Source organism: Allobosea sp. GW821-FHT12C12, from assembly GCF_058807355.1.
Genome location: NZ_JBXAQP010000013.1, coordinates 1 through 18,176, shown reverse-complemented (window position 1 = coordinate 18,176; position 18,176 = coordinate 1). Strand labels below are relative to the sequence as shown.

The window sequence follows — 18,176 nt, the reverse complement described above, 5'->3', positions numbered from 1 at the left end:
CCGATCCATGACCGAGACCATCGTCGTCCTCGACCCGCTGACGCCCGAGCGCGCCGACAAGCTGCGCGCCCTGCTGCCGCCCGGCTTCGTCCTGACCCACGGCGCCGCGCGCGGCGACGAGCATCTGAAGGAGATCATCGCGCAGGCCGACTACGCCATCGCCGGGCAGGTCGGCGTCTCGGGCGAGGTGCTGAGGGCGGGCAAGAAGCTCAAGCTGCTGCACAAATGGGGCGTCGGCATCGACAATCTCGATGTCGAGGCGGCGCGCGCCCTCGGCATCGGCGTCGCCCGCACCACCGGCAGCAACGCCGTCCCCGTCGCCGAATTCACGCTCGGGCTGATGCTCTCGGCGCTGCGCTGCATTTCGCACAGCCATGCGAAGCTGAAGCAGGGCGAATGGATCGGCGGCCGCCTGCCGGGCGAGGCCTACATGCTGTCGGGCAAGACCGTCGGGCTCGTCGGCTTCGGGGCGATCGGCCAGAACGTCGCCCGCCTCCTGAAGAGCTTCGGCTGCACCATCCTCTACGGCAAGCGCCAGCCGCTCTCCTCCGGGGAAGAGGCCGCGCTCGGTGTCCGCCATGCCTCGCTGGCGGAGATTTTGGCGCAGTCCGACATCGTGTCGCTGCATTGCCCGCTGACGCCGGAGACGGCGAACCTGATCGACGCCGCCGCCTTCGCCGCGATGAAGCGGAGCGCGGTGTTGGTCAACGTCGCGCGCGGCGGCGTCGTGGTCGAGGCCGACCTGATCGACGCCTTGCGCGGCGGCGCGATCCACGCCGCCGCCATGGACGTCTTCGCGGTCGAGCCGCTGCCGGCCGACAGCCCCTTGCTCGGGCTCGACAACCTCGTGCTGACGCCGCATCTCGCCGCCGGGACGGCCGACAACTTCGACAAGACGGTCAACCAGATGTACGCCAACATCGCCCGCGTCTCGCGCGGCGAGCCCGTGCCCGAACGCGACCGGGTAGTGTAGCCTTGGACACGATACCTCGGAAACACTCGTCATCCCGGACAAGCCGCGTAGCGGCGCCGATCCGGGTCCATCATAGGGCAGTGCAGTGCTTTACGATGGACCCAGGTCCGCGCTTCGCTTGCCGGGGATGACGGGTTGGGGATTGATCCCGCCACAGCCCAACCCAACGAGACGCATCCCATGACCACGCCCTACCGCACCCAGAACTGGACGCTCTCCAAGCCCGGCGCGAAGGGCCGTGACGGCATCGTCGTGTCGCAGAACTGGGAGGCGGCCGAAGCCGGCGTCGCCATCCTCGAGGCCGGCGGCAATGCGGCGGATGCCGCGGTCGCGACCGCCTTCGCGCTGGCCGCGCTCGAACCCTGGAACAGCGGCCTCGGCGGCATCGGCTTCGCGGTCGTGCTGAAGGCCGGCGAGACCCGAGCCCGGGTGGTCGATTTCGGCCCCGTCGCGCCGCGCAGGGCGGACCCGGCCGATTATCCGCTGACCGGCGAGATGAAGAGGGACCTCTTCACCTGGCCGGAGGTGGTCGGGGATCGCAACATCCACGGCCCGCTCTCCTTCTGCATCCCGTCCTCGGTCGCGGGCTACGACCTGCTCAGGCGCGGCTTCGGCTCCGCCATGTCGGTTTCCGAGCTGCTCGCGCCCGCCATCGCGCTGGCGCAGCGCGGGCTGGCGCGGGACTGGTACACGACGCTGAAGATCGCCTCCTCGGCCTCGGTGCTCAGGCTCTACGCGGAGAGCGCGCGCATCTACCTGCCCGGCGGCCTGCCGCCGGTGCCGCCCTATCAGGGCGAGCCCGGCTTCTTCCGCCTCGGCAAGCTCTCCGAGACGCTGGAGCATCTGGCCAGGGCCGGGCTCGACGATTTCTATCGCGGCGACTTCGCCAGGCGGCTGGCCGCCGACATCGCCGCGGTCGGCGGCGTGGTCGATGCGCGGGACCTCGCCGATTGCCGCGCGACCCTGCGCGACGCCCCGGCGATCGACTGGCGCGGCACGCATCTGATCCACACCGCCGGCGGGCTGACCGCCGCGCCGACGCTGGAAGCCGTGGTCGCCGGCATGGCAGGCGCGAAACCCGGCCCGGACGGTCCCGACGCCGCATGGTTCGCCACATTGTCGCGCGTGATGCGCCAGGCCTACGCCAGCCGCCTCGAAGGGCTCGGCGCCGCGAAAGCCGCGACCGAGCCCGGCGACGCCTGCACCACCCATCTCACCGTGGTCGACGGCGAGGGCAACCTCGTCGCGATGACGACGACCCTGCTCTCCTCGATGGGCAGCCGCGTCGTGCTGCCCGAAACCGGCGTGCTGATGAACAACGGCATGATGTGGTTCGATCCGCGCCCCGGCAGCGCCAATGCGATCGCGCCCGGCGCGCGCCCGCTCTGCAACATGTGCCCCGTGGTGGTCACGCCGAAGGATGGCGGCTGGCCGCGCCATGCCGCGGGCTCGTCCGGCGGGCGGCGCATTCTCGCCAGCGTCTACCAGATGCTCGCCTTCACGCTGGACTCGGGCGTCGACGTCGAGACGGCGGCGCATTGGCCGCGCATCGACGTCTCCGGCCCGGATTCGGCCAGCGCCGATCTGCGCCTGCCGCCCGGGACATTGGCCGCTTTGGAGGCCGCCGGCCCGCTCTCGGTGGTCGAGCATGGCGTGCTGCCGATCAACTTCGCCTGTCCCAACATCATCCGCGTCGACCGCGACGGCGCGGAAGGGATCAGCGACATGGGCTCGCCCTGGTCGGCCGCTGTCGCGGCGCGGGGGTAGGTCGGCCCGCTTCCTCGACCGATGACGATAGGGGCTGAATCGGCCCACCTCACTCCCGAAGATACATGTCCCAGCAGGGCGACAGCGCCACGATCGTCCGCCCCGCCAGCGCCTGGCCGAAATGCGCGGCGATCGCGTCGCGCGCCGTGGTCGGCGGACATTTCGGCTGCAGGATCGCGTCGGTCTGCGCCAGCGCTGTGAGCATCTGCGCCGAGAGCGCCGGATTGCTGCGGCCGGGGTCGATGCCGATCGGGACATGGCGCGGCGGCATCCGGTCGAGCAGCGGGTTCATCGCATCGACGAAATCGAGCGTGAAGAGGCCGTTGAGCCGGCGGCCGCTTGCCGCCTCCCAGGTCTTGATCGCCGCGACCCCCTGCTGCAGCTCGAGCAGCCAGGTGGCCTGATAGTCGATCTCGGAATAGAGGATGTAGGAGGGCGACTGCCCGCGCGCGACGAGGTCGCGATAGGCGACCTGATGCGCGGCGTAATGGCCCAGCATCGCGCTCGCCCGCTCGGCGATGTCGCGCTTGACGCCGACCTGGCCCAGCGGCCCGAGATCGGGTACGGGGAGCGCGGCATGGCTCGGCGCGCCGAGCGCCGCGCGCACGCTGCGCTCGACGAAGATCAGCGCGCTCGGCAGCGACACCGCCAGCGCCAGCACCAGAACGGCCGGCCGCATGCGATCGCGGCTGTCCCGCCAGGCGAGGATGATCGTCAGCAGCACCGGCCAGAGCCCGACGAATTCGAGCGAGCCGGTGTTCTGCGTCTCGAAGAAGGTCAGCGCCAGCAATCCGGCCGCGAGCCAGCCGAGCGGTGAATCGGCCAGAGTCCGCAGGCCCGCCAGCGACACCGCCGGCCGTTCCCGCCAGGCCGCCAGCGCCAGCGCCCCGCACAGCAGCAGCGACGGGCCGATGACGTTGAACTTGACCGAGGCGACGGTGAGGAAGCGCGGCAGCAGCGCGCCGGTGTTGAGCGAGAGCAGCGTTAGGATGTCGGCAAGATAGGCCCGCGTCAGCCCGGTCGCGAGGTCGAGCGCGGCCAGCGCCGCCACGACCGACAGCGCCGCGACCGCGGCCTCGCGCAGCTTCAGCCGCCCCGCGACGACGGCATGGCCGACGAGCATCGCGCCCGCCACCGCGCCGGTGATCTTGACCAGGAACAGGGCGAGCATCAGCGCCGCCACGAGCCCGGCCAGCAAGACGCGATGGCGCGCGAACAGAAGCGTCGCGACCAGCGCATAGAGCAGCAGCGCGACATGGCGGTTGTAATGGCCGAACCCGTCGAAGCCCGGCTGCGGATAGAGGCTGTGCAGGTTGATCGGCAGCGAGGCGAAGAGCAGGAAGGGCAGAAGCAGCGCCAGCGCCTGCCCGCGCGAGCGCGCCCCGACATGGGCGACGAGCAGGGCCATCGCCGGCAACAGCACCGGCAGCAGCGCCCAGTTGACCAGCAGCATCGGCTGCGCCTGCGGAAACAGCGCGTGGAATCCCGCGGCGAGGTAGTAGCCGAGCGGGCCGACCGGCGCGAAGAAGTCCAGGCTCGGCGCCTGCCCCATGCGGATGCGCTGGATCGCGTCGAGATAGACCGCGGTGTCCCAGTAGTTGGAGCCGAGCGGCAGGCGCAGCTTCAGGCTCAGCGCCGCGACGACCGCGACGAGGAACGCCGACAGCCAGAGGCTTGGGCTGGCGACGAGCCGCGACAGCCGCGCAGGGACGCTGCTCGCACCTGCCACAGGGCGCTCCCAGTTTCCGACCGACATCGGCTCCTCCGCGCTGGATCGCTCAGGATGATGCAGGGAAATGCTTACCCCGCCCCTTCCGCGATCGACGAAAGCCGGAAGTTTCAGGCGCGGGTCGAGCCGATTCTCGGATTAGGGTTGCCGGGCGCGGTTAACGATCCGCGATGTCGCCGAAGCGCGCCGGCAGCGCGAAACCGTGCCCGAGCGGGTCGTCCGGCTCGATCGTGAAGCTGCTCGTCCCGGAAAAATGGCTCGTCCCGCCGACCGCGACCGTGACCGCGCCCTCGGCTGGAAACTCGGCCGGCCCGACGACGCGGCCGGAGAACCTCCCGCCGGTGATGCTGCGGAAGAGCCGTTCCCGGCCCGCTTCGACCAGCCCCCTGGCGTGGTCCAGCGCCATCCGGGCCGTCACGCCGGACCCTGTCGGCGAGCGGTCGATCTGGCGCTCGGCGAAGACGCAGAGGTTGAAGCTCGTCTCGCTCGATCCGGCCTCGTCGGTCACGATCGTGCCGTAGAGAAAGCCGAGATCGGGCTCGGTCGGATGCGCGATCGCCGTCGTCGCGCGCACCTGATCCGTCAGCCGCCCCGCCGCGTCGACGATCTCCTCGACCGGCGTCTCGAACAGGTCGAGCCCGAAGCGCGACGCCGGCAGGATGCAGTAGAACGCGCCGCCATAGGCGATGTCGGTCGTGACCGGCCCGAGGCCCGGCACATCGACGACGAGGTCGCGCGCATGGACGAAGGCCGGCACGCTCTCGAAGGTCACGCTCCCGACCTTGCCGCCCTTGACCTCGCAGGAGAGCCGCACCAGCCCGCACGGCGCCTCGATCGCGAACCGCGTCACCGGCTCCACCGCCGGCACCAGCCCGTGCTCGATTGCATAGCGACCGAGCGCGATGGTCGCGTGGCCGCACATGGTCGAATAGCCCTCGTTATGGGTGAACAGCACGCCGAAGGCGGCCTCGGGCTGGCTCGCCGCGACCGGGATGACGCCATACATGCCGGCATGGCCGCGCGGCTCCAGCATCATCGCGCGGCGCAGGTGATCATGGCTCTCGCGCGCCTGCCGGCGCTTGCCGAGGATGCCCGGCGCGTCGAGGGCCGGATACCCGGCCGTGACGATGCGGACCGGCTCGCCGCAGGTATGGTAGTCGAGGCAGGTAAGTTCGGTCATTGCTGCTCATCCTTCGCGATGCGGCGCGGCGGGTCGCAGCCCGGCCGGGTGCAACTGTCGGCGGCGACCTCGCAGGCGAAGGCGAGGGCCGCGTCGATGTCCTCGGGCGTCGTCGCGCCCAGACCCCGTCCGAGCCGGCCGCGCGCCGCCAGCATGGCGAGAAACCCGCCGATCAGGGTGTCGCCGGCGCCGACCGTATCGCTGACCTCGACCGCCGGCGGCGCCGCATGGGTGGCGTGTCCCGGGCCGAAGGCGGTCGCGCCATGCGGGCCGCGCGTCACCAGCACATGGCCCGCGCCGAGCCGCCGCCAGCGTCGCACGGCGGTCTCGGGTTCCTCGCCCGGATAGAGCCAGGCGATGTCGTCGAGGCTCGCCTTGACGATGTCGCCGAGCGCGATGCGCGCCTCGATCAGCCGCGTCGCCTCGCCGCGCGGCGGCAGCGCCGAGTCCCGGATGTTGACGTCGTAGCTGATGCTGGCGCCCCTGGCCTTCGCGTCGCGCATCAGCAGGAGCGTCGCCTCGCCCGAAGGGCCGGCGGTCGCACCGAACGAGGCGGCATGGAGATGGATCGCGCCCGCCGGCAGGACGCGCGGCGTCCCCTCCGGCTCGGCATGGGCGGTGGCCTCCAGATGCAGCCCGAACTCCGGCACGCCGTCCTCTCCCAGCGGCGAGACGATCGCGACGGCGCTCGGCAGCGCGCTGTCGGCGACGAGATCGGATCCGATGCCTTCCTGCGTCAGCGCCGCCCGGAAGCGCCGGCCGAGCGCGTCGGTCGAGAGCGCGCCCGCGTAGGCGACCTCGGCGCCGAACCGCGCCAGCGCCAGCGCCGCGTTGAAGCCCGAGCCGCCGAGCACCGCCTCGTAGCGCCGGCCTCGCGCGTCGCGCGGGATGAAATCGCCGATCGCCTCGCCGGTGACGAGGATCGTGGCCTGTCCTTCGACGGGGCTCATCGTCCCGGAACTCGCCTGGCCCTTCCCCCGCTTGCGGCGGGGAGGGTTGGGTGGGGGGCGGTTCCGCTTGGTCCAGCGAACAGGAACGGCGCCGCGGCTTTCCGGCCCCCCATTCCTGGCCCTTCCCCCGTGAAAGTCGGCTGTTGCCGACTTTCAGAAATGTCCGCCCCTGTCGGCGACAGCCGACAGGGGGACGCGGGGGGAAGGGGATTGGAGAGGGCGCGCCTCACAGCAGGCCGCGTTTGGCGAGGTTGCGCATCAGATGCGAGGTCCCGAAGGTCCAGGGCTCGCATTCGTCGGTGCGCCGCATCCGGTTGACCAGCGCGCCGAGCTCCGGCGCGGCGATGGTGACGACGTCGCCGTATTTATGCGTGAAGCCGCCGCCGGGCGTATCGCGGTCCTTGATCGGCGCGAACATGGTGCCGAGATAGAGCGCGGCCCCGTCGGGATACTGGTGATGCGGGCCGATCGTCTGCCTGGCCAGATCGGCCGGATCGCGGCTGATCCTGGCGATCGAGGACGAGCCCTCCAGCGTAAAGCCGTCCTCCCCCGCGACCGTCAGCGTCACGGTGATGTTGCGGACATGGTCGAGCGTGAAGCCGTCGTCGAACAGCCGGATGAACGGCCCGACCGCGGCCGAGGCGTTGTTGTCCTTGGCCTTGCCGAGCAGCAGCGCCGAGCGGCCCTCGACATCGCGCAGGTTGACGTCGTTGCCGAGGCTCGCCCCGACGATCCGCCCGTCCGAGGCGACGATCAGCACCACCTCGGGCTCGGGGTTGTTCCAGGTCGAGGCCGGGTGCAGCCCGGCGTCGAAGCCGGAGCCGACGGACGACATGGGCGGCGCCTTGGTGAAGATCTCGGCGTCCGGCCCGATGCCGACCTCGAGATACTGGCTCCAGGCGCCCTGGCCGATCAGCACGTCCTTGAGATGCATCGCCGCGGGCGAGCCCGGCTTCAGCTTGGAGAGGTCGTCGCCGATCAGCTTGCCGATCTCGCTGCGGATCGTGGCGGCCGCCGCCGGGTTGCCGCGGGCCTTCTCCTCGATCACGCGCTCCAGCATCGAGACCGCGAAGGTCACGCCGGCGGCCTTCACCGCCTGCAGGTCGAGCGGCGAGAGCAGCCATGCTTTGCCGGCGTCGCGCTTGTCCACAGGCGTATTGGCCAGGATCTCGGCCAGAGAGCCCAGCTTCTCGCCCTCGGCGGCGCGCAGCGCGGCCGCCGGATCGGCGCTCTCGCAAAGATCGCGCGAGGTCGCGAAGGTCGAGGTGACGTCGATCACCTCGCCGTCGCGCAGCGCCACGACCGCCGGGCCCGCGAGATCGGGACGCCAGACGCGGCCGAGCAGCGCGGCGCCGGCGGCGTCACGGGGGAGGGTGGTTTCTGGCGTCAGCGAAAGCGGCGTCATCGGCGTGATCCATCGGGCATGACGAAAACTGAAATAGCAAGGTCGGCGAGAACAGCCGTTTCCGCGAAAATGCGCAAGCCGTGTCGCGCATCGGGGGGCTTTCCAGCGCGTCATCGAATTGTCATTGAAATGTCGCCCGGCCTTCATGCTAGCTTGCGCACCAAGAACAACAGCCGCCCGAACCTATCGATGGGCGGAAGGGAGAGAATGATGACAGTGAAATCCCGTATCCTGATGTCCGTCGCCGCCTTCGCGCTTGCGGGCGCCGCGCCGGCCATGGCGCAGACCGAGATCCAGTGGTGGCATGCGCTGACCGGCGCCAACAACGACGTCGTCGTGCGCCTCGCCGAGGAGTTCAACGCCTCGCAGAAGGACTACAAGATCGTCCCGACCTACAAGGGCTCCTATCCCGACACGCTGAACGCCGGCATCGCCGCCTTCCGCGCCAACGCCGCCCCCCACATCCTGCAGGTCTTCGAGGTCGGCACCGGCACCATGATGTCGGCCAAGGGCGCGGTGAAGCCGGTCTTCGAGCTGATGAAGGAAGCCGGCGAAGCGTTCGATCCCAAGGCCTATCTGCCCGCGATCACCGGCTATTATTCGACGGCCAAGGGCGACATGCTCTCGATGCCGTTCAACTCCTCGTCCATGGTGATGTGGTACAACAAGGACGCCTTCAAGAAGGCGGGCCTGAACGCCGACGCCCCGCCCAAGACCTGGCCCGAGGTGTTCGAGGCCGGCAAGAAGCTTAAAAGCGCCGGCTTCGACAAATGCGGCTTCACCAACGCCTGGGCGACCTGGGCGAACATCGAGCAGTTCGGCGCCTGGCACAACATCCCGATCGCCACCAAGGCCAACGGCCTCGACGGCTTCGACACGGTGCTGAACTTCAACAGCCCGCTCTTCCTGAAGCACTGGACCAACCTGGCCGAGCTGCAGAAGGAGGGCGTCTACAGCTACTCCGGCCGCACCAACACCGGGGAGGGCCGCTTCACCTCGGGCGAATGCCCGATCATGCTGACCTCCTCGGCCTTCTTCGGCAACGTCCGCGCCAACGCCAAGTTCGACTGGGCCAACGCGCCGATGCCGTATTATCCGGAGGCCGCCGGCGCGCCGCAGAACTCGATCATCGGCGGCGCCTCGCTGTGGGTCATGGGCGGCAAGTCGGCGGCCGAATACAAGGGCGTCGCCAAGTTCTTCACCTTCCTCTCCGACGTCGACCGGCAGGTGAAGCTGCACACCGAATCGGGCTACCTGCCGATCACCAAGGCGGCCTATGAGAAGGTCAAGGCCTCGGGCTTCTACAAGGACAAGCCCTATCTCGAGACGCCGCTGCTCGAGCTCAACAACAAGGAGCCGACGGACAACTCGCGCGGCCTGCGCTTCGGCAGCCTCGTCCAGATCCGCGACATCTGGTCGGAGGAGCTTGAGGCGGCGCTGAACGGCCAGAAGACGCCGAAGGCGGCGCTGGACGCGGCCGTCGAGCGCGGCAACACGATGCTGCGCCAGTTCGAGCGGACGGCCGCGCGCTGACGCACCCTGTCGTTCCGGGGCGGTCCGCAAGGGCCGAACCGGAATCCACGACGGGGTGGAACCTTCGGGTCTGCCCCGTCGACAACTCTCGCCCGGTCGTGGGTTCCGGGTTCTTCGCCGAGTTTATCCTTGGGCCGACCGAAGGTCTGACCCGAGGGCGAAGCCCCGAAAGACACAAGCAGTGCTCGCATGCTGAAGAACGCCTCCTTCAAGGGCCTGACCATTCCCTTCCTGCTGCTCGCGCCGCAGCTGGCGATCACGGTCGTGTTCTTCTACTGGCCGGCGAGCCAGGCGGTCTGGCAGAGCTTTCTGCTGCAGGACGCCTTCGGCACCTCGACCGAGTTCGTCTGGTTCGAGAACTACCAGCTCCTGTTCACCGACCCCGGCTATCTCAAGGCGTTCTGGAACACCGCGATCTTCTCGACCTTCGTCTGCGTGCTCTCGCTCTCGATCGCGCTGCTCTTCGCGGTGATGGCCGACCGGCGGATCAGGGGCGCGGAAATCTACAAGACCCTGCTGATCTGGCCCTATGCGGTCGCGCCCGCCATCGCCGGCGTGCTCTGGATCTTCATGTTCGACCCCTCGCTCGGCATGCTGGCGCGGGGCCTGCAACGGCTCGGCATCGCCTGGAATCCCCGCCTCAACGGCAACGACGCGATGACGCTGGTCATCCTGGCCGCGACCTGGAAACAGATCAGCTACAATTTCCTGTTCTTCCTCGCAGGCCTGCAGTCGATCCCCAAGAGCGTGATCGAGGCGGCGGTGATCGACGGGGCGCGGCCCTGGCGGCGCTTCTGGACCATCGTCTTCCCGCTGCTCTCGCCGACGACCTTCTTCCTGCTCGTCGTCAACATCGTCTACGTCTTCTTCGACACCTTCGGCATCATCGACACGGTCACCGGCGGCGGCCCCTCGGGTCAGACCGAGACGCTGGTCTACAAGGTCTATTCCGACGGCAAGGGCGGCTCCAATCTCGGCGGCTCGGCGGCGCAGTCGGTGATCCTGCTGATCATGGTGATCGGCATGACCGCGATCCAGTTCCGCTTCATCGAGCGCAAGGTGAGCTATTGATGCGGCATTCGTCTTCCGACTGGCGTTCGCCCTTCCCGTCATGGCCGGGCTTGTCCCGACCATCCACGTCTTCGCCGGTCGAGCGCTGCGCCCAGGACGTGGATGCTCGCCACAAGGGCGAGCATGACGGCAAGTGCTGGAGGCAGGGGTAATGGTCGAGGACCGCCGCCTGGGCGACGCCATCGCCTATGTCATCCTGACGATCGGCGTGCTGATCGTCGCCTTCCCGGTCTGGCTGACCTTCGTCGCCTCGACCTGGGACAACCCGACCATCATCAACGGCCAGCTGCCGCTCTGGCCGGGCCCGTATTTCATCGAGAACTACAAGCGCATCCTCTTCGTCGGCACCTCCGGCACGACGCGCGAGCCGGTCGCCGGCATGATGCTGAACTCGCTCGTCATGGCGCTGGCGATCGCGATCGGGAAGATCTTCATCTCGGTGCTTTCGGCCTATGCGATCGTCTATTACCGCTTCCCGTTCCGGATGGCGGCGTTCTGGATCATCTTCCTGACGCTGATGCTCCCGGTGGAAGTGCGCATCTTCCCGACCTTCAAGGTCGTCTCGGACCTGCGCATGCTCGACACCTATCAGGGCCTCGCCGTGCCGCTGATCGCGTCGGCCACCGGCACGCTGCTGTTCCGGCAGTTCTTCATGACGATCCCGGACGAGCTGCTGGAGGCGTCGAAGATCGACGGCGCCGGCGCCTTCAAGTTCTTCAGGGACACGGTCATACCGCTTTCGGCAACGACGATCGCGGCGCTGTTCGTGATCCAGTTCATCTATGGCTGGAACCAGTATCTCTGGCCGCTGCTGGTGACGACCAAGGACACGATGCAGACCATCGTCATCGGCATCAAGAAGATGATCGTCACCTCCGACGCCCTCACCGAATGGCAGCTCGCCATGGCCACCGCCATGCTGGCGATGCTGCCGCCCGTCTTCGTCGTCATCGCCATGCAAAGGCTCTTCGTGAAGGGCCTGGTCGAAACCGAAAAGTAGCCCACCAATGGCCCAGGTTACCCTCACCAACGTCAGAAAAGTCTATGCCGGCGGCGTCGAAGCCGTGAAGGGCGTCTCCTTCGACATCCCGGACGGCGGCTTCTGCGTGCTCGTCGGCCCGTCCGGATGCGGCAAGTCCACGCTTTTGCGAATGGTCGCGGGGCTGGAGACGATCTCGTCCGGCGAGGTCTCGATCGGGAACCGCGTCGTCAACCAGATCGAGCCGGCCGATCGCGACATCGCGATGGTCTTCCAGAACTACGCGCTCTATCCGCATTTTTCCGTCTACGACAACATGGCCTATGGCCTGCGCAATCTGGGCACGCCCAGGGACGAGATCGACCGGCGCGTGAAGGAGGCCGCCCGCATCCTCGCCATCGAGCCGCTGCTGGAGCGCCGTCCGCGCCAGCTTTCGGGCGGCCAGCGCCAGCGCGTCGCCATGGGCCGCGCCATCGTGCGCAAGCCGCAGGTCTTCCTGTTCGACGAGCCGCTCTCCAACCTCGACGCGAAGCTGCGCGTGCAGATGCGCGTCGAGATCAAGAAGCTGCAGCGCGCGCTCGGCGTCACCTCGATCTACGTCACCCACGACCAGGTCGAGGCGATGACGCTGTCGGACAAGCTCGTGGTGATGAATGGCGGCCAGGTCGAGCAGATCGGCCTGCCGTCGGAAGTCTACAGGAAGCCGGCGAGCCGCTTCGTCGCGACCTTCATCGGCTCGCCGCCGATGAACATCCTGCCCGGAACGATCGACGGCCCCGGCATCGTCGCGCTCGGCGACGCCATCCTGGAGGCGCGCGACCTGCGCGCCGATCTGGCCGAGGGCTCGCCCGTCGAAGTCGGCTTGCGGCCCGAGGACATCGAGATCGCTTCGGAGGGCGAGGCGGGCGCGATGCCCTTCGATGTCGAGTTCATCGAGGAGCTCGGCGCGACGCAGCTCTTCCACGGCCAGCTCGCAGGCCTGCCCTTCATCATGCAGGCGGCGACCGACACGGTCTCGGCCCAGCCCGGCCGGCTCTGGATCTCGGTCGACCCCGACCGGGTGCATGTCTTCGACCCGGTGACCGGGCAGCGCGTCGGGCTCTGACGCCATCCTCTCGCGGTCATGCCGGCATGCGAGGCTGGCGCGACTCGCTCGACTGCTTCAAGACGGTGCGCGCCTCGACGCCGTTCGTCTCATCTCGACAAGGATTGAGCCCATGTCCCTGACCGCCTCCGCCTCCGGCGTGTTCCCGATTGCGCCGACGCCGTTCCATCCCGACGGGACGATCGACCAGGCCTCGACCGACCGGCTCTTCGCCTTCTACGACCGGATCGGCGCGGACGGGACGACCGTGCTCGGCATCATGGGCGAGGCGCCCAAGCTCGAGCCGGAGGAATCGCTCGGCATCGTCAAGAGCGCGGTCCGCAACATGCCGGGCAAGCCGGTGATCGTCGGCGTCTCGGCGCCGGGTTTCGCCGCGATGCGCACGCTCGCTTGCCAGTCGATGGAACTCGGCGCGGCGGGCGTGATGATCGCGCCGCCGCCCTCGCTTCGCACCGACGACCAGATCACCGGCTATTACGCCCAGGCCGTCGAGGCGATCGGGACCGACATCCCCTTCGTCATCCAGGATTATCCGCTGACGCTGTCGGTGGTGATGACGCCGGCCGTGATCGCCAAGATCGTCATGGACCACCCCTCCTGCGTGATGCTGAAGCACGAGGACTGGCCGGGGCTGGAGAAGATATCGACCCTGCGCAGGTTCCAGACCGAAGGCTCGCTGCGCGAGCTCTCGATCCTGACCGGCAATGGCGGGCTCTTCCTCGATTTCGAGATGGAGCGCGGCGCCGACGGCGCGATGACGGGTTATGCCTTTCCCGAGCTGCTGATCGACGTGGTGCGCCTGCAGAAGGAAGGCCGACGCGACGCGGCGCACGACATCTTCGACGCGCATCTGCCGCTGCTGCGCTACGAGCAGCAGCTCGGCGCGGGGCTCGCCGTGCGGAAGTACACGATGATGAAGCGTGGCATTCTGGCGAGCGACGCCCAGCGCAAGCCGGGCTCAGGCCTCAGCGCCACGGCCAAGGCCGAGGTGGACTATCTGCTGGCCAGGGTGGCGAAGGCGGACAGGCGCGCCGCCGTCTGAGGCCATCGATCCGCAAGGTTGTGCTGTATCACGCCGTTTCTTTAAAAGAACGATCCGGTTGACAAAGAGGATCGTTGCTGCCAGATTTAAGACCGTCGATCGGCTCCGTTCCGGTCGGCCGCGGGGATTTGAGCGAGCAGCTTGCACCGCGTCACCAAACGCTAAAGCGCCACGACCTGGTCGTGGGCTCCGCTTCGAGGAGACGACACATGACCGATCGCAAAGCCGGCCGGATCCCCTCCCGCCTCGCCATGACCTGCTGTCGACGCTGAGCCCAGGCCGACCGGCGCCGCGCCGGTTTCCACCCGCTCAATCGTTGTCCATCGAACGCCGCACGACGCGGCGGAGGCAAGCCATGACCTATATCCAGACCGGCACGGGCTCCGCCCGTCCCTCAGCCGCCCAGCAGGCCCAAGAGGCGCATAGCGCATATGTCATCGAGATCGGCGAGACCCAGGCCGGGCTCGTCCACCGCCGAGCCGACGAGCGCTATTTCACCTTCATCTCGGCCTCGGCCGCCTTCCACGCGCTGGAGGGGCATCGCTTCGCGACGCCGGGCGCCGCCGAACTCGCCGCGCGCCAGCTCGCCCGGCCGCACAGGAACTGAGACCATCATGGACGCTCCCCTCAGTCCCGACGCCTTCCGCGTCGGGACGGCCGCGCCCATGGCCGGCCCGCCGGTCATCCGCTTCGAGGCGGTCGAAAAATCCTTCCCCGGCCGCGCCGGACAGGACGCCGTCCGCGCGCTGTCCGGCGTCGATCTCGACGTGCCCGACGGCGCGGTCCTCGGCGTGATCGGTCGCTCCGGGGCCGGCAAGTCGACCCTGATCCGCCTCGTCGACGGGCTGGAGCGCGCGACTGCGGGCCGCATCCTGATCGAAGGCGAGGACGTCACGGCGCTCACCGAGGCCGGCTGGCGCGCAAATCGGCGCAAGACCGGCATGATCTTCCAGCATTTCAACCTGCTCTCCTCGCGCACCGTCTTCGACAATGTCGCGCCGCCGCTGGAGAGCGCTTCAAGGGCGCGGTGCCGGCGAGCTGGTAATCCGCTTTCGGTCCTCCCACCTGGCCGCTCGCGGACAGGCGACTGCCCCGGATGCGCGAGCGTCCGGGGCTTTTTCGTGTGAATCGAGGGCGCCGCCTTAGGCGATCAGCCCGCCCGGCTCGAAGCGCGACGACCGCCTCAGCCCGATCGCCTCGAGCTCCGTCACGACGGCCACCGCCGCCGCCTGAGCCAGCACGAAGGCGATGCCGAGCCCGGTCGACTGGAACCAGCCCGTCAGCAGAATCGCGACGCTGTCGACGATCCAGACGAGGTTGACGCCGATCACGGCATGGACGGCCAGCCTCGGCAGGGTTTCGCGCGAGGCGAGAAAGGCGAGCAGCACAGCGCAGGGCAGGAGCAGAAGCCCGGCGCCGCGCAGCAAGCCGGCCGGAAAGCCGAGCGGGACGGCGAGCGCTCCGGCTCCGAAAGCCAGCAGCAGGCCGGTGCCGACGCAGGCGGCGGCGTCGAGGGCGAGCGCGTTCTTCAGGACGCGCGAGGACTGGATCATGGACATGGCGTGGTCTCCCTTGTGTGTGGCCGCCGCGGCTTCTGCCCGGCCTGGCCGTGGTCGATGGAGACGATGCTGACGCAAACCGGAGGGCCGCGCGATTAAGCGGGAGGTAATTGAACGCCGCGCCCGCGGCCGGCTAGGGTCTTGCCATGAACAAGCACATCCCGCCCCCCGTCGGCGCCCTGATCCGCGACTGGCGGCAGCTGCGCCGGCTCTCCCAGCTCGATCTCGCGCTCGACGCCGAGATCTCGCAGAAGCATCTCAGCTTCATCGAGAGCGGCCGCTCGCAGCCGAGCCGAGACATGGTGCTGCTGCTGGCCGAGACGCTGTCCGTGCCGCTGCGCGAGCGCAATGCGCTCCTGCTCGCGGCCGGTTTCGCGCCGGTCTATGGCGAGCGCGGCCTCGACGATCCGGGACTCGGCGCCGCGCGCGCGGCGATCGACCTCGTTCTGAAGGGGCACGAGCCCTATCCGGCGCTGGCGGTCGACCGGCGCTGGACGCTGCTGGCGGCGAACGCCGCTGTGCCGCCGCTGCTCGGGCTGGCCAGCGACCCCGAGCTGCTGCGTCCGCCGGTGAACGTGCTGCGGCTCAGCCTGCACCCGGGCGGCATCGCGCCCGCGATCGTCAATCTCGGCGAATGGCGGCATCACATCCTGGCGCGGCTGCGCCAGCAGATCAGGGCCACGGCCGATCCGGCGCTGGTGGCGCTCCTGGAGGAGCTTTCGGCCTATCCCGAGCTCGATGCGCCGGCCGCGCGCAAGGACAACGGCAAGCGCAACGGCAAGGGCGGGACCGCCGAAGCGGAGCCGGAGCCCGACATCGTCCTGCCGCTGCAGTTGCGGCTGGGCGAAACCGTGCTGTCCTTCTTCTCGACGACGACGGTCTTCGGAACGCCGGTCGACATCACCCTGTCGGAACTCGCGATCGAGGCCTTCTTCCCCGCCGACGAGGCGACGCGGCGGCTCCTCGGGCGCTAGCCGGCTCGGCCCAGGATCAGGCGGAGATGTCCCGTCAGGCGGAGATGTCGACGGTCTGTCCCTGTCCGGCAGGCAGGGACGCCTTGAGCCGCTCGGCGCTCTGCCGCGCCAGCTCGACGATGGCCTGCTCGGCCCCGGCCTGCTGGCGCACGATCTCGGTCTGCAGCGCCTGCCGGGTCGAGGCGGCCTGGGATGCGGCGAAGCCCTGCGCGATGGCTACTGAATCGCTCATGACGGCAAATCTCCCTCGCCAGAGACTTGCCGGCGAAACCTTGCCGAATCCTGAATCGGTTGCCTCGGATCAGGTTTTCCTCAGGGCGCGACGATCGACGGCACGCCGCGCGGCATCGGGATGTCGCGGTTCGGATTCGGAGCCGCGGGACGCCGCGCCTGCTCGGTCCGGCCGCCGCGCAGGGAGCTTTCGCCGCGCGGCGGGGCGCGCTCGGCGCGCTCGGCCTCGGCCGGGTTCGGCGCCATCGGCACGCCGGGCGCGCGCTGCTGGCGGGGCTGCCCCGGAACGGATTCGGTCTGGGCGAGGCGGGCGGCCGGCATGGCTGTCGCCGCCGAGGCGGCCAGCATGCCGGCCATCGCGAGCGCAATCCGCAACGAACGCTGTCGCATGACGACATCTCCTGATGCTGCCCAGCCCGGGCGCGCTCCCGTCAGGAACGGCCGGATTCGCGCGCCGGTTCCGCCGCCGGCCAGAAAAAAGGGGCCGCCTCGCGGCGGCCCCATCTGGCGTGGTTCGTCCCGCCTCAGCGGTTCTCGCCGGTGAGCAGCGGCGTGATCCGGCGCAGCGTCACGCGCCGGTTCTCGCGGGCCGCGTCCTGCGTCGCGATCTTGAGATACTGCTCGCCATAGCCCTGCGTCGTCAGGTTCTCGGGCGGCACGCCGAAATCGCGCGTCAGCACCTCGGCGACGGACTGCGCCCGCCGGTCCGACAGCGACAGGTTGTCGATCTCGGAGCCGACCGCGTCGGTATGGCCCTCGACCAGGAAGACCTCGTTCGGCGCGGCCTGCAGCGCCTGTCTGATCGACTGCGCGAGGATCGCGAGCCGCTGCGCCTGGCCGGGCGCGACGACCCAGGAACCCGATTCGAAGGTGACGCTGTCGACGTCGATCGAGCGCATCCGGGCGCGCAGATCGGGCGAGTAGCGCACCTCGTCGAGCGTGTAGCGCCGCGGCAGCGGCGCGACCGGCGGGGCGGTGATGGTCTCGTAGATCACGCGCTCATCGGCCGATTCCGCATCGACCACGTAGCGCTCGCGCGGGATCCGGATGTCCGGGCGCTCCAGCACGACGATCTCGTCGGAGAAGCGCTCCGGCCGGTCGCGGCGGGTGTTGTCGATGATGACGAACTCCTCGCCGCCGCGCGTCTCGCGCGTGCGCCTGATCAGCCGGCCTTCAGAATCCGTGATCGTGACGATCCGCGTGCCGTCGGGCCGCTCGAAGACGGTGCGGGTCTCCTCGCCCCTGCGCTCGACCCGCTGGTCGATGCCGAGCTCGCGGAAGCGTTGCGTCTCGTCGCGTCGGATGATGACGCGGTCGTCGTCGCGGATGATGGTGCGGCCGGGCTCTCGGATGATGGTGACGTCGCCATCGCGGCGCTCCTCGCGCCGGCTTCGGACGTCGTCGAGCCTGTCCGCCCCTTGCGTCGCCATGATGCCGCCGATGACGCCGGCGCCGAGCCCGATCGCGGCCGCGCCGCCGAGCCCGATGCCGCCGCGACGACCCTGCCGGTCAGGCGCGGGCGCGGGCGGCTGGCCCGGAACGGGGGGAGCTGCTTGCGACGGCGTGGCCTGAGGCGCTGCGGGCGGAGCCGCCGCGGGTGGCGCCGCCGGAGGAGCGACCTGTCCGACGGGCGGTGCCGCCTGAGGCGCGGCCTGGCCCGGTTGCGGCGCGGACGCCG

18 protein-coding genes are annotated in these 18,176 nt (G+C 69.3%); 10 read left to right on the top strand and 8 right to left on the bottom strand.

The genetic code is table 11. The features are described 5' to 3' along the window. The first annotated feature begins 7 nt into the window (after positions 1-7). Both AC1RRW_RS17455 and AC1RRW_RS17450 read left to right on the top strand, forming a co-directional pair. Entirely contained in the window at positions 8-973 is a 966-nt protein-coding gene (locus AC1RRW_RS17455) for a 2-hydroxyacid dehydrogenase (RefSeq protein WP_492902279.1), read from the top strand. A gap of 180 nt (positions 974-1,153) precedes the next feature. Next, positions 1,154-2,740: a gamma-glutamyltransferase gene (locus AC1RRW_RS17450; RefSeq protein ID WP_492902277.1), complete on the top strand. Its 1,587-nt coding sequence runs from the start codon at positions 1,154-1,156 to the stop codon at positions 2,738-2,740. Between the two features lie 49 nt (positions 2,741-2,789). Here the strand turns inward: AC1RRW_RS17450 and AC1RRW_RS17445 are convergent, their stop codons facing one another. The 4 genes from AC1RRW_RS17445 to AC1RRW_RS17430 all read right to left on the bottom strand — a co-directional run bounded on the left by AC1RRW_RS17445 (position 2,790) and on the right by AC1RRW_RS17430 (position 8,004). Continuing rightward, the gene (locus AC1RRW_RS17445; protein WP_492902275.1) at positions 2,790-4,496 is read right to left on the bottom strand and encodes a hypothetical protein; all 1,707 of its coding nucleotides are present in this window, start codon (positions 4,494-4,496) and stop codon (positions 2,790-2,792) included. A gap of 130 nt (positions 4,497-4,626) precedes the next feature. Further along, positions 4,627-5,649: a proline racemase family protein gene (locus tag AC1RRW_RS17440; RefSeq protein ID WP_492902273.1), complete on the bottom strand. Its 1,023-nt coding sequence runs from the start codon at positions 5,647-5,649 to the stop codon at positions 4,627-4,629. Then, entirely contained in the window at positions 5,646-6,599 is a 954-nt protein-coding gene (locus AC1RRW_RS17435) for a carbohydrate kinase family protein (protein WP_492902271.1), read from the bottom strand. Before AC1RRW_RS17435 ends, AC1RRW_RS17440 begins: the two co-directional genes overlap by 4 nt. Before the next feature lie 226 nt (positions 6,600-6,825). Then, positions 6,826-8,004 carry a fumarylacetoacetate hydrolase family protein gene (locus AC1RRW_RS17430; protein WP_492902269.1) on the bottom strand — a complete coding sequence of 393 codons (1,179 nt, stop codon included), beginning with the start codon at positions 8,002-8,004 and terminating at the stop codon, positions 6,826-6,828. Positions 8,005-8,220: 216 nt separating this feature from the next. On the opposite strand from AC1RRW_RS17430, the gene ugpB reads away from it, so the two are divergent. The 7 genes from ugpB (at position 8,221) to AC1RRW_RS17395 (ending at position 14,861) form a co-directional block, all read left to right on the top strand. Further along, entirely contained in the window at positions 8,221-9,537 is a 1,317-nt protein-coding gene (gene ugpB, locus AC1RRW_RS17425) for a sn-glycerol-3-phosphate ABC transporter substrate-binding protein UgpB (protein ID WP_492902436.1), read from the top strand. Between the two features lie 189 nt (positions 9,538-9,726). Then, positions 9,727-10,608 carry a sn-glycerol-3-phosphate ABC transporter permease UgpA gene (gene ugpA / locus AC1RRW_RS17420; protein WP_492902267.1) on the top strand — a complete coding sequence of 294 codons (882 nt, stop codon included), beginning with the start codon at positions 9,727-9,729 and terminating at the stop codon, positions 10,606-10,608. Between the two features lie 151 nt (positions 10,609-10,759). Further along, complete coding sequence (gene ugpE, locus AC1RRW_RS17415) at positions 10,760-11,608, top strand: sn-glycerol-3-phosphate ABC transporter permease UgpE (RefSeq protein WP_492902265.1); 849 nt, start codon at positions 10,760-10,762, stop codon at positions 11,606-11,608. A 7-nt stretch (positions 11,609-11,615) separates the two neighbouring features. Next, on the top strand, positions 11,616-12,692 hold the full coding sequence (locus AC1RRW_RS17410; RefSeq protein ID WP_492902264.1) for a sn-glycerol-3-phosphate import ATP-binding protein UgpC: 1,077 nt from the start codon (positions 11,616-11,618) through the stop codon (positions 12,690-12,692). Positions 12,693-12,804: 112 nt separating this feature from the next. Continuing rightward, positions 12,805-13,734, top strand: a complete 930-nt coding sequence (locus AC1RRW_RS17405) for a dihydrodipicolinate synthase family protein (protein ID WP_492902263.1) — start codon at positions 12,805-12,807, stop codon at positions 13,732-13,734. Positions 13,735-14,089: 355 nt separating this feature from the next. Next, positions 14,090-14,341 (top strand): hypothetical protein, encoded by a 252-nt coding sequence (locus AC1RRW_RS17400; protein WP_492902262.1) that lies wholly within the window; start codon positions 14,090-14,092, stop codon positions 14,339-14,341. Positions 14,342-14,348: 7 nt separating this feature from the next. After that, a complete protein-coding gene (locus AC1RRW_RS17395; protein WP_492902260.1) occupies positions 14,349-14,861 on the top strand; it encodes an ATP-binding cassette domain-containing protein in 513 nt (170 codons plus the stop codon). 15 nt (positions 14,862-14,876) lie between these two features. On the opposite strand, the gene AC1RRW_RS17390 is transcribed toward AC1RRW_RS17395, so the two are convergent. Continuing rightward, a complete protein-coding gene (locus AC1RRW_RS17390) occupies positions 14,877-15,293 on the bottom strand; it encodes a hypothetical protein (RefSeq protein WP_492902258.1) in 417 nt (138 codons plus the stop codon). Between the two features lie 146 nt (positions 15,294-15,439). Between AC1RRW_RS17390 and AC1RRW_RS17385 the strand changes: the two genes are divergently transcribed. Then, positions 15,440-16,267: a helix-turn-helix domain-containing protein gene (locus AC1RRW_RS17385; RefSeq protein WP_492902256.1), complete on the top strand. Its 828-nt coding sequence runs from the start codon at positions 15,440-15,442 to the stop codon at positions 16,265-16,267. 34 nt (positions 16,268-16,301) lie between these two features. Here AC1RRW_RS17385 and AC1RRW_RS17380 read toward each other — a convergent pair whose 3' ends face one another. The 3 genes from AC1RRW_RS17380 to AC1RRW_RS17370 all read right to left on the bottom strand — a co-directional run. Beyond that, positions 16,302-16,499 (bottom strand): hypothetical protein, encoded by a 198-nt coding sequence (locus tag AC1RRW_RS17380; protein WP_492902255.1) that lies wholly within the window; start codon positions 16,497-16,499, stop codon positions 16,302-16,304. An 80-nt stretch (positions 16,500-16,579) separates the two neighbouring features. Next, complete coding sequence (locus AC1RRW_RS17375; protein ID WP_492902253.1) at positions 16,580-16,888, bottom strand: hypothetical protein; 309 nt, start codon at positions 16,886-16,888, stop codon at positions 16,580-16,582. Positions 16,889-17,022: 134 nt separating this feature from the next. Beyond that, positions 17,023-18,176: OmpA family protein (locus tag AC1RRW_RS17370; RefSeq protein ID WP_492902251.1), on the bottom strand; the 1,154-nt coding region annotated here is incomplete at its 5' end.

Bases quoted from the DNA above. Each gene is read 5' to 3' on its own strand.
- AC1RRW_RS17455 (WP_492902279.1), top strand. From the start codon at position 8: ATGACCGAGACCATCGTCGTCCTCGACCCGCTGACGCCCGAGCGCGCC.
- AC1RRW_RS17450 (WP_492902277.1), top strand. From the start codon at position 1,154: ATGACCACGCCCTACCGCACCCAGAACTGGACGCTCTCCAAGCCCGGC.
- AC1RRW_RS17445 (WP_492902275.1), bottom strand. From the start codon at position 4,496: ATGTCGGTCGGAAACTGGGAGCGCCCTGTGGCAGGTGCGAGCAGCGTC.
- AC1RRW_RS17440 (WP_492902273.1), bottom strand. From the start codon at position 5,649: ATGACCGAACTTACCTGCCTCGACTACCATACCTGCGGCGAGCCGGTC.
- AC1RRW_RS17435 (WP_492902271.1), bottom strand. From the start codon at position 6,599: ATGAGCCCCGTCGAAGGACAGGCCACGATCCTCGTCACCGGCGAGGCG.
- AC1RRW_RS17430 (WP_492902269.1), bottom strand. From the start codon at position 8,004: ATGACGCCGCTTTCGCTGACGCCAGAAACCACCCTCCCCCGTGACGCC.
- ugpA (WP_492902267.1), top strand. From the start codon at position 9,727: ATGCTGAAGAACGCCTCCTTCAAGGGCCTGACCATTCCCTTCCTGCTG.
- ugpE (WP_492902265.1), top strand. From the start codon at position 10,760: ATGGTCGAGGACCGCCGCCTGGGCGACGCCATCGCCTATGTCATCCTG.
- AC1RRW_RS17410 (WP_492902264.1), top strand. From the start codon at position 11,616: ATGGCCCAGGTTACCCTCACCAACGTCAGAAAAGTCTATGCCGGCGGC.
- AC1RRW_RS17405 (WP_492902263.1), top strand. From the start codon at position 12,805: ATGTCCCTGACCGCCTCCGCCTCCGGCGTGTTCCCGATTGCGCCGACG.
- AC1RRW_RS17400 (WP_492902262.1), top strand. From the start codon at position 14,090: ATGACCTATATCCAGACCGGCACGGGCTCCGCCCGTCCCTCAGCCGCC.
- AC1RRW_RS17395 (WP_492902260.1), top strand. From the start codon at position 14,349: ATGGACGCTCCCCTCAGTCCCGACGCCTTCCGCGTCGGGACGGCCGCG.
- AC1RRW_RS17390 (WP_492902258.1), bottom strand. From the start codon at position 15,293: ATGTCCATGATCCAGTCCTCGCGCGTCCTGAAGAACGCGCTCGCCCTC.
- AC1RRW_RS17385 (WP_492902256.1), top strand. From the start codon at position 15,440: ATGAACAAGCACATCCCGCCCCCCGTCGGCGCCCTGATCCGCGACTGG.
- AC1RRW_RS17380 (WP_492902255.1), bottom strand. From the start codon at position 16,499: ATGAGCGATTCAGTAGCCATCGCGCAGGGCTTCGCCGCATCCCAGGCC.
- AC1RRW_RS17375 (WP_492902253.1), bottom strand. From the start codon at position 16,888: ATGCGACAGCGTTCGTTGCGGATTGCGCTCGCGATGGCCGGCATGCTG.